We start from the raw sequence: 15,519 nt of genomic DNA on the forward strand, positions 1-15,519 counted from the left end.
TCAGTCGGCCTCGCCCCAGTCCCGGCGGACGATGACCGGCGGCGCCTGACCGGCGCCCGGCGCGCCGCCATTGACGTCGATAAGCGAATGTGCCGTCAAAAACCCGTCCCCAATCGTCACTTGCGTCGTCAGCGTGAGCCACCGGCTGGTCACCGCGGCCTGTTCGCCCACGTCGGTGGGCGGATCAAGCCGGGTGAGCGAGCGCGCCTCCCAGAATCGCACGCTGCTGCCATAGCCGCCAGCGGGTCGGGCCGCCAGCGCCGCCCGCGCATCGGCGATGCTGATCTGCCCCGGCATCAGCATCGCGATCAGCGGCGCCTGTTCGAGACGCAGCGTGTTGACGTTCAGCTTCACCGGTTCGGCGCGCGGCAAGGCGCATATCCACGGCTTCAGCCGCGCATAGATTTTGGGCGTCACGCCGCGCACTGCGCGCAATTCGCTGACATCGGCCATCTTGCGGTTTGCGGGCAGGTAGGCGCCGGGGAGCGCGCGATAGACGCCATCTTCGGCGCCGAGCGGCCCGTCGTTGCCGTCGCTGTCGATCCAATCCGCGGCCGCGCCGGAAATCGCCATCGCCTGTCCGCGGTCGATACCGAGCAGCACCATCAGCTCGGTAAATTGCGCGGTAGCGCCCGACCGCTGGCTGAGCTTTCCCGGCGCGGTTTCGGCGGCCAGGCTGTTGAGATTGAAGCAATTGTCGGCATCGCTCAGCCGCGCGCTCCCCTGCCCGCCCGGCAGCGGCAGGATAAAATCGCGGTCGAGCCAATCGCCGTCATTCGAAAGTCGCGACGGATCGCGCGCCACCAGATTGGCGACGCGCCGCAGCGCAATCTGTTCGGCGGCAAAGGCGTAGGCGCGTCCCTGATCGACCGTCGCGGCGCTGGCCGCGATCCGCGTCGCAAGCGTCAACCGGTCGAGCGCGGTCGCTGCGATCACCGCCATGACCGCGACGAGCAGCAACACGCTGAGCAGCGCCGCCCCGCGATCGTCCCGTGTCGGCCCGGTCATGGCGTCGCCCCAGTCGGCGAAGGCGGCGGCGGTGGGAGCGTCGGCGCGGTCAGGAACAGCATTGTCAGCGGCGGCCGCCCGGCTCGGGTCAATCGCACCTCGACCGCGCGCGGCAAACGGTCGTCGGGATCGCTCGACCAGCTTTCGCTCCAGTTGCCGCGCTCGTCGCGGTAGCGAACCGCAGCCGCCGAAACGTCGCCGACCAGCCGGTCACCGTCGCCGAGCGTCGTGCCGTCGAGCGTCGGCTGCACCGCGCGGCGCCACTCACCTCCGATCAGGGCATAGCCGACGCGTTCGACATCGGGCCGCGCGCCCCCCTCGATCGTAGCCGTACCCGCATGAACGAAGGCGAAGCCGTTCGCCGAGCCGGTGAAGGCCGGAACCGCCTCGCCCGCCGCGCCGCGCGTCGGCCGCTGCACCGCCTGCGCCAGATCGTTCGCCATGACCGCGCGGATGCGGTTCATCCCGCTCATCGCCTTGAGCCGCGTCTGTACCGCCTCTTGTGTGTCAACGCTGCTGCGTAGAAGGCTCACCCCCATCGCCGCGATCGCGGCAAAGAGCGAGAGCGCAACGAGCATTTCGACGAGGGTGAAGCCGTGCTGGCCTATCGCAACCTCGGTTCGTGCTGAGCCTGTCGAATCACCGCTCTTTTCTTTGACGCCGAAGAAAGGACGGCCCTTCGACAAGCTCAGGGCAAAGGGAGAGGAAATGCGAATGTGCCTCATCGCGACGCCCGAATGATCGTCAGCGCCGCCTGCCCGCGCCCCGCCTCGGGCCGGACGATCAGGTCGATACGCAGCAGGCTGTCGTCGGCGGTCGGCGCAACGCGTTGTTCGATGCGCCAGTTGCGCCCGGCATTGGTCACGCTGGTCGTGCTGGCGCCGATCGTCGGCGGCGCCGGATCGGTCCAGAGTTCGACGGCGCGATTCTGCGCGACGATGCCCGCGACGGTGCTTTCGTCGAGATCGCCCGCGGTTCGCACTGCATAGGCATCGAGCCGGACAAGCGTCAGCGCCGCAATGCTGATGATGCTGAGCGCAACGAGCATTTCGAGCAGCGTGAACCCGCGCTGGCCGGCGATCGACGGCCTAGCGATCACGGCTGACCTCTCCGGTTGCCGAAACGCGGACCACTTCGCGCGCCTCGCCGCCCGCCAGCACCACCGCCTGCGGCGTCGGGCTGGTACCGACGCGGTCGAACAGGATGCGCGCCGCGCCCTGCCCGTCGCCAGCGACGAAGCGAATATCGGCGGGCCAATTGCGCTGCGCAAAGGCCCGGCCGGGCAAAGGCGCCCAGGCGCCGTCGATGCGACGTTCGAAACCATAGCCCGACGGCGCGAAATTGACCGCGACACTGCGCCCCTCGACCACCGCGACGTCGCGCGCCGCGGCGAGCCGCGCCGCCAGCCGGTCGGCCTCGCTGCGCACGCTGCGTTCCTCGCCCGGGATGGTCAGCACGACGGCGGTCGCGGCCAGCGCCAATATCGTCAGAACGACCATCAGTTCGACCAGCGTGAAGCCACGCGCCTTGCCGCGCCGGAGGCGACCGCGGTCAGCTGTCCCCGTGGATGTCGGCATTTTCGTCGGTCCCGCCGGGCGCGCCGTCGGCGCCGAGCGACCAGACGTCGAACGGCTTTCCGTTCGCGGCGGGCGCCTGATAATTATAAGGGCGTCCCCAAGGATCGCTCGGCAGTTTCTTGATATAGCCGCCGCGGCGGTAGCGTTCGGGCTGCGCCAGCGACGGCGGCGGCGTCGACAGCGCGTTCAGCCCGTCGGTCGTCGCCGGATAAGTCAGATTGTCGAGCCGATATTGTTCGAGCGCATTCTCCAGCGTCGCAATATCGGCCTTAGCCTTCGTCACCATCGCCTTGTCCTGGCTGGGCAGGACGTTGATCAGCACGACCGTTGCGAGCAGCCCGATAATGAAGATGACGACCATCAATTCGGTAAGCGTGAAGCCGCGCTCGTCGCGCTTGCGGCGGCGCCGCGGCGGGCGTGAGGGATCGAGCATCAGGCGGAGGAAAAGCTGCATCAGCGACATCTATTATAGCCCTGCAAGGTTCTGCAACTGGAGGATCGGAAGCAGGATGGAAAGGATGATAAGCGCGACGCAAGACCCCATAATGACAATTATGACAGGTTCGAGTAGCGCCATCGAAGCGGCGGTAAAACGGTCGAATTCGCGTTCGAGATAATCGGCGGCGCGTTCAAGCATCTGTTCGAGTCGACCCGCGCTTTCGCCGCTTGCGGTCATGTAGACGAGCAGTGGCGGAAACACCCCGGCATCGCGCAGCGCCGACGACAGGCTGCCGCCCGCGCGGACCTGATCGACGATGCGGTCGGTTGCACTGGCAAGCGCGGCGTTGCGGATTGTCGGCACGGTGAGCCGCAACCCCTCGACCAGCGGCAGCCGGCTCGACACCATGGTCGCGAGCGTCCGGGCGAAGCGGGCGGCATAGAGGTCACGCAGCAGGCGGCCGAGCAGCGGCAGGCGGAGCAACCGGGCATCGACCCCGGCCTTGAAGGCCGGGCGGCGCATCGCGCTGACCCAGCCGAAAATCGCGCCCGCGATCAGCAGCAGCATCAGCCACCACCAGTTCGCCGCAAAGCTGGAAACCGCGATGACCGCGCGGGTCAGGAAAGGCAGTTGCTGCCCGACGTCGTCGAATTGTTCGACGACGCGCGGGACGACGAAGATCATCAGCGCCGCGACAACCCCTACCGCGACAATCGCGAGCACGACTGGATAGGCAAGCGCGGCGATCAGTTTGCCGCGCACCTGCGCCTGGCGTTCGAGCAGGTCGGCGAGCCGCGCGAGGATCGTCGTCAAACTCCCCGTGGTTTCGCCCGCCGAGACCATCGCACGGTAGAGCGGCGGAAAACTGGCCGGCTGCCGTGCCATCGCATCCGCAAGGCGGCGGCCTTCGAGCAGGCCCGCATGCACATCGCCGATCACCGCGCGCGCGCTTTCGGCCTCGCTCTGGCGCGTCAGCGTGCGCAGCGCCTCTTCGAGCGGCGCGACTTCGGCGAGCGTCGCAAGCTGGCGCGTGAACAGCGCCAGTTCCTTCGCGCTCAACCGCGCGCTGCGAAAGGCGAAAAGCGACCGCGCGGGCGCGGCGCGCGTACCTGCTTCCTCGACCGCGACGATATGGAATTTTCGCGCGGCAAGGTTGGCTCGCGCAGCGTCGTCGTTGGCGGCGGTCAATCGTCCCTTGCGCTCGCGGCCCTGGGGATCGATCGCCACATAGCGATAATCAGGCATCGACATCCTCGCGCCGCGCGATGCGGATCGCTTCCTCCGGCGTCGTGATCCCCTTTGCGACCATCGCGCGGGCCGCGCTGGCGAGCGTCGGCGCCTTCAGAAAGGCGTGCTTCGCGATCATCGACTCGTCGCCGCCAGCGTAGATGTAGCGGCGCACCGTCTCATCGACCTTGATCGCTTCGAACACGCCGATCCGGCCCTTGAAGCCCGTATGTCCGCATTCGTCGCAGCCCTTGGGCCGCCAGATCACGGTGCCGATGTCGAGGCCGAGCATCGCGGCAATGCCATTGTCGGCCTGCACCGGCTCGCGGCACGTCGGGCACAGCTTGCGCACCAGACGCTGCGCGAGCACGGCACGCAGGGTCGAAGCGAGCAGAAAGGGTTCGACCTTCAGATCCTTGAGGCGCGTGATCGCGCCGACCGCGTCGTTGGTGTGGACGGTCGACAGGACGAGGTGGCCGGTAAGCGATGCCTGCACCGCAATATCGGCGGTTTCGCGGTCGCGGATTTCGCCGATCATCACGACGTCCGGATCCTGGCGCAGGATAGCGCGCAGTCCCGCCGCGAAATCAAGTCCGACCTTCGCATTGACCTGCGTCTGACCGACGCCCTCGACCGCATATTCGACCGGATCTTCGACGGTGAGGATATTGCGCTGACCGTCGTTGAGTTGCTTCAGCGCTGCATAGAGCGTGGTCGTCTTGCCCGAACCCGTCGGCCCGGTGACGAGAATGATGCCATTGGGTTCGGCCAGCGCCTCGCGCAGGATGCGGTCGGCTTCGCCGGACAGGCCGAGGACGTCGAAATCGATCCCCGCGGTATCCTTGTCGAGGATGCGCATGACGACGCGCTCGCCCGCGCGACTGGGCAGCGTCGACACGCGGACGTCGATCGCCTTGCCCGCCAGCGTCAGCGCGATGCGACCGTCCTGCGGCACTCGGCGTTCGGCAATGTCGAGCCGCGCCATGACCTTGATGCGGCTGACGACGACGGGCGCGACATGCGGGGGCATGCGCAGATGTTCGCGCAGCACGCCGTCGGCGCGCATCCGCACGACAAGCCCGCTTTCATAGGGTTCGATATGGATATCGCTGACCCCCTGGCGCACCGCTTCGGCGATGATCGCGTTGATGAGGCGGATCGCGGGGGCATCATCGGCGCTGTCGAGCAGATCCTCGGCGCTCGGCATGCCGCTCGCAATCAGATCGATGTCGCCGCCATCGAGCGAGCCCGCCATTGCCGCCGCCGACGCGTCGACTGCATAATGGTCCGAGAGCAGCCGGTCGAAATCGGCGATGCTTGCCGTTACGACCCGCAGCGGGGCGGCAAGGTAGCGCTTCACCTCGATCAGCACCGCCGGGTCGCTCCCCTCGCGCAGCGTCGCGAGCCAGCCTTCGCCATCGGGTGCGATAACGACGCCGTGACCGCGCGCGAAGCTATAGGGGATGTCGACCGGCACCGTCTGCGGCGCGGCGGCCGGCACAGCGTCGGTCACGGTTGGCCTCCCTCGGACGGCGGCACATCGACGGGCGTGACGCTGCCGTCCGGACGGCGCAGCGCGGGCTGTTCGCCCGGCCCGACCGTCACGTCGGCGGCTGTCGCCGCGCTCGGCAGCGGCGGCGTCGTGCCCATATAATCGCGCACCAGTGTGTCGATCGCGGGTTCCTCGCCGGGATTCCGGCGCAACTGGAAGTCGCGGATATAGCCATAGCGGCGCGCCGTCAGTGCGGCGTTGTCCTCGGCATTTTTCAGGATCGTCGGGCGGATGAAGACCATCAAATTGGTCTTGGCACGGCTGCGGCTGCGCGATTTGAACAGTTCGCCGATCAGCGGGATGTCGCTGAGCAGCGGAATCCGCTCGATCGTCTTGCGTTCGTCGTCGTTGAGCAGCCCCCCGATCGCGAGGATCTGACCGTCGTCGACAGTCAGCGTCGTTTCGAACGAGCGCTTGTTGAGGATGAGGTCGCTGTTGCGCGACGACACGGGGCCGGCGACGCTCGACACTTCCTGACGCAGGAACAGCTTGACCTCGCCCGCGCCATTGACCTGCGGCGTGACTTCCAGCTTGATGCCGACTTCCTCGCGCTGGACGGTGCGGAAGGCATTGTCGAAATTCTTGCTCAGCGCCTCGCCCGTCGTGATCGGCACTTCCTGCCCGACCAAAAATTTCGCGGCCTGATTGTCGAGCGTGACGATGTGCGGGGTAGCGAGGAGGTTCGACGTCGTGTCCGATTTCACCGCATTGATGATCGCGCCGAACACCGTGTTCTTGCCGATATCGCCCGCGAAGCCGGCGAATCCACCGGTGGCCGAGAGCAGCGACGCCGCCGCGGCCTCTTGCAGGCTGCTGCCGAGCGCGCTCGACGTCTGGGTGACGACGGTCGTGCCGTCGACGGTCGTCGAATCCTGCGTCAGCTTGGTCGCGGCATAAGCTCCCCCCAGCGTCAGGATATTGGGCTGGGCATTGCCATAGCTCGTCGCGGCGAAGGGGATATTCTTGCCGCCGAGCAGGAACTGGACGCCGAGGCGCTTTGCCGCATCGTCGCCGATTTCGACCACGATCGCCTCGACAAGCACCTGCGGACGGCGCGCGTCGAGTTGGCGGATCAGTTCGCCGAGCATCCGCTGCACATCGGCATTGGCGGCGACGATGATCGCGTTCGCGCCTTCGTAGCGGGTGACGATCGCCGGACCGCGCGTCGCGATGCTGCCGCCCGCCCCGCTGACCGTGGTCGGCGCGGCGCTGGCGGTGGTCGTGGCCGCGGGGGCCGGAGTGCCGCCGCTGCCACCCGACGAAGACGATGAGGATGCCGGCGGCAATCCCGCCTTCTGCGCCGGGTCGCTACCGCCGCCAACAAGCTGTTGCAGCGTCGGCAGCAGCGTTTCGGCATTGGCATGTTCCAGCCAGTAAACGCGCAATTCGGTCCCGCCCGCCGCGCGCATGTCGAGATCGCGCGCCATCGACACGAAGCGCGCAACCATCGCCTGATCGCCGCGCAGCGCCACCGCGTTGCTGCTGTCGATCGGAACGATCGCGACCGGCGCCTGCGCGCCCTCCCCCGCCGCCGGGACCAGCGCCTGAAGCGCGGCGGCGATTTCGCGCGCGCCGGCATTCTTCAGCGCAACGACCTCGCTGGTCGAGGTGTCGCGGTCGATGCTCGACGCGAGCGCACGGATGCGCCGGATATTGTCGGCGAAATCGGCAACGACAAGACTGTTCGCATTGCGATTGGCGGTCAGCGAGCCCTGCGGGCTGACCAGCGGGCGCAGGGTTTCGACAGCCGCCATCGCGTCGATATGGCGCAGCCGGATGATTTCGGTGACAAACTGGTTCTGCGCTGCGCCGCCGCTGCCGATGCGCGTCGGCTGCGTCGCCGCGCCGTCGATCGGCTGGATGCGATAGCTGCCGTTGGGATTGGGCACCGCAACCAGACCGTTGGCGCGCAGCGTCGAGAGGAAAATTTCGAAATATTCGCTGCGCGACAGCGGCCGGTCGGTGACGACCGATACCTTGCCGTTGACACGCCCGTCGATCACGAACGTCCGCCCCGTGATCCGCGCCGCATCCTGAATGAAGGCGCGAACGTCGGCGTCGCGGACGTTCAGCGTATATTGGGCCAGCACCGGAACGGGCGTCGCCGAGACAAGGGCGGCGGCCAGCATGAGAGAGAGTTTGAGGCGCATAAAACCTATTGTTTCGAAAGGAACAGGGCGACGGGAACGACGCTCGCGCCGCGCTCGACCTCGAGCGAGACGCGCGCACCGGGCGCAAATTGGCTGGCGAGCACGGCGGCATCGGCGGCCGATCCGATCGGACGGCCGTTCACCGAACGGATGACATCGCCGGGGCGCAGGCCCGCGGCGCGGAAGACGGCGCCGTCGCCCTGCGGCTGGACCGAAAGGCCGGTGACCTTGCCGCCTTCGGTGCGCGGCGCGAAGCCGATGCCGGCCTTGAGCGCGGCGGGCGACATCTCGCCGCTCGCCGTGGTGCCGTTGGCCGCCGCGCCGGGGGATCCGACCTCGGGCGTCGGGGCGGGCAGCGGCGTCGCGGGATTGGCGACCGGCGCGTCGCCGCTTTGATCGAGAAACAGGCTTTCGCGCGTGCCGCCGCGGTCGAGGAGCACATGGTCGAAGGCGACGCCGATCAGCTTGACGCCCGGCGCGATCTCTTCGCCGACGGCATAGCTGTTCTGCAGACCGTCATCGCCCGCAATGATCGCGGAGCCCCCGCCGGTCGCTTCGTTGAGATTGATCCCGAACAGCGTCAGGCCGAGCGAGGTGACCGTCGCGCTGGCCGGCCCTTGCGGCCCGCTGCGGAAGAAGGGGTCGAAGCTCGAGAAAATCGCGCGGCGTTCGGCCGGCGATGCGATGACCGCGGTCTGCGGCTGCCACGCGCCCAGCGGGGCGAGCGGAACGATCAACGCCCAGAGGAGATTGACGCATTGCCAGATCAGCAGTGCGCCGAGGATGACGACGCCGATCAGCGGCGCGGCATCGCGCGGCGCCCGCCTGCCGGCACGCAGCCAGCGCGGCAGCCGAACGGCCGATCCCCTCATCAGCGTCGCCATGACCCTATCTGTCCCCCAGCTGAAACCTGTCTCGCGAATCGCCTAGGCGCCGTCCGTGACAATCAGTTGACGGGAAGATTACAGTTTTTTGTCAGAGGGGCGAGTCCGGGCTGGCGCCGGCACCCGCCAGTGCCGCCCCGGCGCTGCGGCCGGGGCGGCTGGCAAGGGATGCCTCAGAATTTCAGCGACCCGCCCAGCGAGAAGGTCGTGCCGGTCTTGTACAGGTTGTAATAGATGCGGTTGTCGCCGCTTTCCTGCATTTCCTTGTATTTCGTACCGAAGATGTTGCGGGCCTCGAACTTGAGTTCGAGTTCCTTGCCAAACAGCGGGATACCCTGGCGCGCGACGAAATCGACCTGGATGCCCGGCCGTTCGAAGATGTCGGGCTGACCCGACGGGCCGCGCCGCGTGACGCGATCGGATGCATAAGAGATCAGGAAAGTCTGCTGCGACAGCTTGTCGGTGTCTTCGAGGCCGAATTCCAGATTGACCAGATGATCCGACTGGCCGGTCAGCGGCGCGCCGTCGCGGAAGAACTGACTCGCCAGCGTCGCACCGGTGAACGGATAAGCCTGAACGGGATCGGTCGGCCCGACCTTCAGCTTCGATTGCGACCAGGTGTAGTTGCCGATCAGCACTGCGCGGCGGCTGGCCCAGAAAGCCCCGTTCATACCGCTGAGGTCGAAATATTTCTGCGCCTCGAACTCCACGCCATAAAGCGTCGCCTCGGGCGCGTTGGCAAAGCGCGTCGTCACGCTGTTGCCGTCGAAGCTGGCGTAGGTTTCGATCGGATTCTTGATCTTTTTCCAGAAGCCGCCGAGCGACACGCGCTGTTCGGGTGCGAAATACCATTCGAGGCGCGTTTCCGCGTTATAGAGCTGGCTGTCGACGAGCTGCGGATTGCCCTGGAACGTGCGGTTGCTGTCCGGATCATAATAGGTCTGGAATACCAGCTCGCGGAACTGCGGCCGTGCAATCGTCTTCGACCCGCTCAGGCGGAATTGCAGCTGCGGCGAGATTTCGTAGGTCAGCGTCGCGGCAGGAAGCAGGTAGTCGCGCTTGAGGTTGGTCGCCGGCGGCAGCGTCGGGTTGACCGTATAGACCTGCACCGCGCTCACGCCCTGATTGGCGCTTTCGTACCGGGCGCCGATGTTGAGATTGAGCTGGTCGGTCAGATCGGCCTGGAGCTGACCATAGCCCGCATGGTTGCGCAGCGTCGCCTTGAAGGTCGGGTTCGACCCCGTGCTGTCGACGAGCGCGATCCCCGTCGCAACGGGGTTCGCCGGACAATCGGGCGCAACCGTCGCATCGACGCCGGGGAAGCAGATCACCGCCTGCGATAGCAGCAGGTCGGGGCGCAGCAGCGAAATGCCGAGCGGGATGTTGTTGTTGCCCTGGAACAGGAAGTCGCGGCGTTCGGTGACGCGGTTGGTATCACTGAAGGCATAGCCGAGGATCAGCTTGACCCGCGCCGCCAGATCGTAGGTGACGTCGATACCGGCCGAATAGAGATCTTCGTTGAGGTCCGAAAAGGCGATCGTCGCGCTGCCCGGCCGCTGGCCCGTGTTCAGCGTGTTGGTGAAGAACTGCCCATAGGGATCGGTCGGGCTGTTCGAACGGCTGTACATGAAGCTCAGCTCGAACGGCGCCTCGCGCTGCGAATTGGCGTAGCCGGCGCGGATATCGACATCAAGGCCGTCCATCGGCTTGAACTCGCCGACAAACTGCGTGTCGATCAGCTGGCGGGCGTACCAGGCCGTGTCCTGATACTGGAAGCTGACGCCGGGGTTGGCGTCGGCGGTGTCGGGCCGGTCTTCGGCACCAAGGCGCGCCTGTTTGATCGTGTCGCGGATATAAAGGTTGGTCCAGCGAATCTTGTTATCGCCGAATTCGAGGCTGAGACCGAGCAGCGCGTTGGCAACAATGCGGTTATCGGTGACGACGCGGCGGACATTGGTGTTGAGCGACGACAGGTCGAGCGCGTTCGCGGTCTGCTGCGCAATATCGCGCGTGCGCCATTTGGTCGTGTAGCCAGCGGTCGCGATCAGGCCGAGTTCGGCATCGCCGATCGTCCAGGACTTGCCGCCGGTGACGTTCACGCCCCAGTTGACCGGCATATTGTTGTTCTGCTGCAGCACCGCATTACTGGCGTTGACGAACTGGCCGGCGATCGCCTGCTGGTTGACGCTGGGATCGTTGATGCGAAGCCCCGATGCGCGCCACGCCGCATAGGCGGGCGGCAGATTGCGACCGCCGTCGCCGAAGCCGGTCCAGTCGCTGCCGGTGCCATAATAGGTGTAGCCGAGCTGTCCGGTGGTTTCCGAATTGCCGCCGATGCTGCCGCCAATGGTCAGAAACGGCTCTCGCGGGACCGCCTTGGTCGTCAGGTTGATGACGCCGCCGCCGAATTCGCCGGGGAAATTCGCCGAATAGCTTTTCTGCACCAGCGAAGAGGCGATGATGCTGCTGGGGAAAATGTCGAGCGGGACGACGCGCTTGAGCGGTTCGGGGCTCGGCAGCGGCGAACCGTTGAGCAGTGCGAGCGAATAGCGATCGCCAAGGCCGCGAACATAGACGAAGCCGTTGCCGACAACGCTGAGGCCGGTGACGCGGCCGAGCGCGCCGGCGATATTGCCTTCACCCGTGCGCGCGATGTCGGCGGCGCCGAGCACCGAGACGACCTGCGGCGCGGTGCGCTCGATATTGGCGCTGCGGCGGCCGGTGACGACGATCTCCGCGCCGGGGATCGAAATGTCGGTATCGTCCTGCGGCGCTGCTTCGGCAGAGTCTGCGGGCGCGGCGTCCGCGGCAGCTTCTGCCGCGGGTTCGGCCGGAGCGGGGTCGGTCTGCGCCATCGCCGTGGCGGGCGCGACGAGCGCCGTGGTGATCAAAAGCAGGCTGGCGAGCCGGTACGGCTTGGACATGGCGGTTTCCCCAGAATCCGGATCAGATATGCGGGAGGGGACGGCACGCGCCGCCCCCTCCCCGGTCGACGTTTCAATCTCAGCTGGTCGGCAGCGAGGTGCAGAGTCCGCTGTTGCCGGTGCCGAAGCTGGCGGTGCCGCTGTTGCAGGTCCAGCCCTGGTACCAGGTGTCGTTGGCGTCCTTGACCGCACCGATATAGGTCGTCTTGTCGAAGAAGCCGGCGCGGGTCAGTTCGATGCTGTTGAAAGTCTGGCCGTTCAGCGTCGACATATCGAACGGCGTCACCGCGGTTTCGGTCGCACCATTGACGAAGAGGCTGGTCAGCGTCGGAACATAGGTGTCGCTGTTGCCGTTGCTGCCGGCGCCGAAGATCGCCTGCACCTCGGCCGCGGTTACGCCGCTGCCGATATATTTGGTCGCCGAACACTGCATGAGCACCGACTGGAACACCGGCGCGCCATATTCGTCGATCGCAGCATTCTGCGTCGCCGAAGCCGTCTGCGCGCGGCTGATGCGCAGGCAGGGGTTGTTCGGGCTGAGCAGCACGCTGTTGTAGATGCCGTAGTCGGTGCCGCCGCGCAGCAGGATCGACGCCTGGTCGGACGAGGCGTTGGGCGAATTCTGGTAGAAAACATAGTTGGCGACGCGCGTGTTCTGGCGCGGATTGTCACCGTCGAGCGCATTGTCGGTATCGGCTTCGATCATCGCGTCGCCGATGTTCGCGCGCTGGACGACGATCCCGTACTGGAAGTTCGCCTTGGTCCCGACGTCGGTGTCGAGATTATCGTCCTCGGCGCCGACCGCGATGAAATATTTCATGTGCGCATGGCCACCGAACACTTCGACCGCATCGTCCGAGCTGTTGTACGACATGATATGGTCGAGCTGGGTGCCCGAACCGACGCCCTGCAGCGTCAGCGACTGAAGCTCGCTGTTCGACGACAGGATGTAGCCCGAATAGCGGATCTGGACATAGCTCATCCGGCCGCTGCTCTCGCTGTTGCTCGCACCGCCATAGAGCGCCGGATCGACGGCGCCTTCGGTCTGGCGTTCGCACGCCGTCGTGCCCGGGGTCGCGCCGCTGGTGCCGCAATCGGTGATCTGCGCGCGGCCGCTCAGCACGACGCCGCCCCACTGGCCCGACGAATTTTCGGTGTTCAGGCCCTGGACGTTGTCGCGGCTGGTGAAGATGATCGGCAGCGTCGGGGTGCCGACCGCCTGGATCGAGTTGCCGCGGTTGACGTTGAGCCACGACGGACCCGATTCGCCGTACAGCATCACGCCCGGCTCGATCGTCAGCACGACGTTGGTCGTGCCCGACGTCGCCGCGCCCTGATCGGTGCCGACATCGACGCGGCCGTTCATGCGATAGACGAGACCGGCGATCTTGGGCAGCGTAACGCTCTTGTTGATGCGCGACGGAAGCGTGCAGACGCGGAATTCGCCGACGGTCGGATTCTTGATCGTGCCGCTGTCGGTCAGGCCCTGCGGATCGGAAATCGTGGGACAGCCCGCGGCCGGGGTCACGCTGGGTGTCGGGGTTGGCGTCGGGGTCGGCGTCGGCGTGGGGGTCGGCGTGGGATTGATGATGATGGTGCCGCCCTCACCCGGCGACGCGATATTGTCGGCGCCGCAGGCTGCCAAGACAGAACAGGCCACGCCACTGAGCATGACCAAACGAACGCGCGCAAAAGCCGCCATGAAAATCTCCGTTCCCCGTGTGCGCGCCCTCGGCACGCTGCTGAACATTCATCCGCGAACGAGAAAAGGAATCGCCCCTCGCCCCCGGTGACGCCGCCACTAGGGTGATTCGATGACGGTCTGACGGTAGAGCCATGACAGTTGGGTGACTCTTCGGAGTCGTTTCGATGACATGGCGCGAACCTGCGCCTCTGCGCCGCCGCGCCGATTGCGCGATCCCGAAAAATAATTGCGCGGTGCTCGCTTGCATCGCCAACAAAGCTTTGCTAGGCGCCCGCTCCTACCTGGTGCCGGACCCGATCCGGACCATCATGATGTGCGGTCGTGGCGGAACTGGTAGACGCGCAACGTTGAGGTCGTTGTGGCCGAAAGGCCGTGGAAGTTCGAGTCTTCTCGACCGCACCAAACAGTCTAAGTTCTTGATAAAGAACGACTTTTAATTTTCCTGGCTAGCAAAATCGGCGCCTTTTGGGGCCAGTTTAGTGCACCCAAAATTGGCGTGCAGTCTGCTGAGGTCTCTGGTCGCCGTATTTTTAGACCAGAAATCAGCCCGGTCTCAGGCCGGCAAAATTCCGACTGCACTGGCTATTGGCAGGTCCGGAGAATTTGAGGGCTGAGTCGTCCTCATCACCGCTGTTACCATCTGCAAGGCCTTCAGCGTGGGGGTCACCTCGATGGCTCGAGCATAGACGAATTCCTTCGGAAGCGCGAGATACAGCTTTTAGAATGACGTACCCGTTGCCTTCATCAGGCCATCAGAAACGGAGCCGAACATGCCCAAGCAATATAGCCGGAAAGAGTTCTACGACTTGGTGTGGTCGAAACCCATTACGCACCTCGCCAAAGACTTTGGCCTGTCTGACGTCGCGATCCACAAGATCTGCAAAAAGCACAATATCCCCAATCCGCCCTTGGGCTATTGGGCTAAGAAGGCCCATGGTAAAGCCGTCACCCAGACGCCCCTTCCGCACAGCTCGAAAGATGTTGCCGACACAATCCTCATCGTCGAGGGCAGCTTCCTCTCCGAACCTGACAGTCTACGGTCAGCCCGTGAGCAGGCCAGGATCAACGCATCAGCGCCGGAAGCACAGCCCCCTACCGCGCGCCATTCAATCGTGGAGCGTACAATATCAAGCTTGATAAAAGCCAAGGTAGATGCGCGGGGACTGGTTTCGTCCGCTCAGCAAGGATGCATTTCAGTTGCCGTAGCGCCGCCCTCGATTGAAAGGGTCGGCGCGGCATTGGACCTGCTGGTTGCAGCTGCTTCCGCGCAGAACTTCGAGCTCGCCAAATCGGAAAAGGCCATTGTTTTTATCGGGCACGAGACGACGATCGGTTTCAGCGTTCAGGAGACCGTGAAGCGCGTCAAACATGACCTGACCGCTGAGGAACTTGCCGAGGAGGAGCGTCACAAAAAGAAGCAGCGTCGAGACGAATGGTTCTCGTCATTTCTATTTCGGCGCAGGTTCCCCGAATGGGATTATCTACCAACGGGTCAGCTCGCAGTCGAAATCGAAGGTTCGTACTCTTATAGCGGCTCGGGGCCGCGGAAAAACTTCAGGGATGGAAAGACCCAGAAGATAGAAACGATGGCCGTAGAGATTGCGATCGGCTTGGCGGTCACGGCAGCGGCAAAGAAGGAACGAATCAGAGCAGATCGCGAGCGCGAAGCAAGATGGCAAGAGGAACGTCGACTCCGGCAGGAAGCCGAGCGGCAGAAGCATATTTCCGGTCGGCGACGCGACGAGCTGACATCCGTGCTCGAAGAGGTGGAAAAGTCGATCCGGCTGCAGCGTCTGGTGGCAAGTCTGCGAACTGACGTGGCGGGAACGGAACATCCGCGTGTCGCCGAATTCATCAAATGGGCAGAGGCTTACGTCGATCGCCTGACCGACAGACTTTCAGCCGGCAGTCTGGAAGATCGGTTCACGCTCAACAAGGTCTTTGGATCTGACGACGATCACAATTTCCATCCCAGCAGATGGTAAGCATCGCACTTTCAAAGTCGCACGCCTAAAACCAGTATCAGACTCTTTGCTCTAGCACTCAGTCGTGG

At 65.1% G+C, this 15,519-nt stretch carries 12 protein-coding genes and 1 tRNA gene; 2 read left to right on the plus strand and 11 right to left on the minus strand.

Going from position 1 to position 15,519, the window contains the following annotated elements; translation table 11 throughout:
• The 11 genes from gspK to STE01S_RS15590 form a co-directional block, all read right to left on the minus strand.
• Positions 1-1,008, minus strand: coding sequence for a type II secretion system minor pseudopilin GspK (gene gspK, locus STE01S_RS15540; protein WP_062769333.1), 1,008 nt, complete (start codon positions 1,006-1,008; stop codon positions 1-3).
• Entirely contained in the window at positions 1,005-1,616 is a 612-nt protein-coding gene (gspJ, locus tag STE01S_RS15545; protein WP_255265976.1) for a type II secretion system minor pseudopilin GspJ, read from the minus strand. Before gspJ ends, gspK begins: the two co-directional genes overlap by 4 nt.
• Positions 1,617-1,729: 113 nt before the next feature.
• Positions 1,730-2,107 (minus strand): type II secretion system minor pseudopilin GspI, encoded by a 378-nt coding sequence (gspI, locus tag STE01S_RS15550; protein WP_062769336.1) that lies wholly within the window; start codon positions 2,105-2,107, stop codon positions 1,730-1,732.
• On the minus strand, positions 2,097-2,585 hold the full coding sequence (locus STE01S_RS15555) for a GspH/FimT family pseudopilin (RefSeq protein WP_062769339.1): 489 nt from the start codon (positions 2,583-2,585) through the stop codon (positions 2,097-2,099). The genes gspI and STE01S_RS15555 overlap by 11 nt, the downstream gene beginning before the upstream one ends.
• A complete protein-coding gene (gene gspG, locus STE01S_RS15560; RefSeq protein WP_040589238.1) occupies positions 2,560-3,039 on the minus strand; it encodes a type II secretion system major pseudopilin GspG in 480 nt (159 codons plus the stop codon). The genes STE01S_RS15555 and gspG overlap by 26 nt, the downstream gene beginning before the upstream one ends.
• Before the next feature lie 12 nt (positions 3,040-3,051).
• Complete coding sequence (gene gspF / locus STE01S_RS15565) at positions 3,052-4,269, minus strand: type II secretion system inner membrane protein GspF (protein ID WP_003039285.1); 1,218 nt, start codon at positions 4,267-4,269, stop codon at positions 3,052-3,054.
• Complete coding sequence (locus STE01S_RS15570) at positions 4,262-5,764, minus strand: GspE/PulE family protein (protein ID WP_120694203.1); 1,503 nt, start codon at positions 5,762-5,764, stop codon at positions 4,262-4,264. Before STE01S_RS15570 ends, gspF begins: the two co-directional genes overlap by 8 nt.
• Positions 5,761-7,953 carry a type II secretion system secretin GspD gene (gene gspD / locus STE01S_RS15575; protein WP_058811989.1) on the minus strand — a complete coding sequence of 731 codons (2,193 nt, stop codon included), beginning with the start codon at positions 7,951-7,953 and terminating at the stop codon, positions 5,761-5,763. The genes STE01S_RS15570 and gspD overlap by 4 nt, the downstream gene beginning before the upstream one ends.
• Positions 7,954-7,958: 5 nt before the next feature.
• A complete protein-coding gene (locus STE01S_RS15580) occupies positions 7,959-8,837 on the minus strand; it encodes a type II secretion system protein N (RefSeq protein ID WP_082813362.1) in 879 nt (292 codons plus the stop codon).
• 173 nt (positions 8,838-9,010) lie between these two features.
• On the minus strand, positions 9,011-11,761 hold the full coding sequence (locus tag STE01S_RS15585) for a TonB-dependent receptor domain-containing protein (RefSeq protein ID WP_062769342.1): 2,751 nt from the start codon (positions 11,759-11,761) through the stop codon (positions 9,011-9,013).
• A gap of 79 nt (positions 11,762-11,840) precedes the next feature.
• Positions 11,841-13,463, minus strand: coding sequence for a hypothetical protein (locus STE01S_RS15590; RefSeq protein WP_062769345.1), 1,623 nt, complete (start codon positions 13,461-13,463; stop codon positions 11,841-11,843).
• A gap of 318 nt (positions 13,464-13,781) precedes the next feature.
• Here STE01S_RS15590 and STE01S_RS15595 point away from each other — a divergent pair.
• Both STE01S_RS15595 and STE01S_RS15600 read left to right on the plus strand, forming a co-directional pair.
• Positions 13,782-13,868 (plus strand) — tRNA-Leu (locus STE01S_RS15595).
• Between the two features lie 368 nt (positions 13,869-14,236).
• Positions 14,237-15,451 (plus strand): coiled-coil domain-containing protein, encoded by a 1,215-nt coding sequence (locus STE01S_RS15600; protein ID WP_062769348.1) that lies wholly within the window; start codon positions 14,237-14,239, stop codon positions 15,449-15,451.
• The last annotated feature ends 68 nt before the right edge of the window (positions 15,452-15,519 follow it).

Source organism: Sphingopyxis terrae subsp. terrae NBRC 15098, assembly GCF_001598815.1.
GTDB classification, from domain to species: domain Bacteria; phylum Pseudomonadota; class Alphaproteobacteria; order Sphingomonadales; family Sphingomonadaceae; genus Sphingopyxis; species Sphingopyxis terrae.

Bases quoted from the DNA above. Each gene is read 5' to 3' on its own strand.
- STE01S_RS15580 (WP_082813362.1), bottom strand. From the start codon at position 8,837: ATGGCGACGCTGATGAGGGGATCGGCCGTTCGGCTGCCGCGCTGGCTG.
- STE01S_RS15555 (WP_062769339.1), bottom strand. From the start codon at position 2,585: ATGCCGACATCCACGGGGACAGCTGACCGCGGTCGCCTCCGGCGCGGC.
- gspF (WP_003039285.1), bottom strand. From the start codon at position 4,269: ATGCCTGATTATCGCTATGTGGCGATCGATCCCCAGGGCCGCGAGCGC.
- STE01S_RS15585 (WP_062769342.1), bottom strand. From the start codon at position 11,761: ATGTCCAAGCCGTACCGGCTCGCCAGCCTGCTTTTGATCACCACGGCG.
- gspD (WP_058811989.1), bottom strand. From the start codon at position 7,953: ATGCGCCTCAAACTCTCTCTCATGCTGGCCGCCGCCCTTGTCTCGGCG.
- gspK (WP_062769333.1), bottom strand. From the start codon at position 1,008: ATGACCGGGCCGACACGGGACGATCGCGGGGCGGCGCTGCTCAGCGTG.
- STE01S_RS15600 (WP_062769348.1), top strand. From the start codon at position 14,237: ATGCCCAAGCAATATAGCCGGAAAGAGTTCTACGACTTGGTGTGGTCG.
- gspG (WP_040589238.1), bottom strand. From the start codon at position 3,039: ATGCAGCTTTTCCTCCGCCTGATGCTCGATCCCTCACGCCCGCCGCGG.
- STE01S_RS15590 (WP_062769345.1), bottom strand. From the start codon at position 13,463: ATGGCGGCTTTTGCGCGCGTTCGTTTGGTCATGCTCAGTGGCGTGGCC.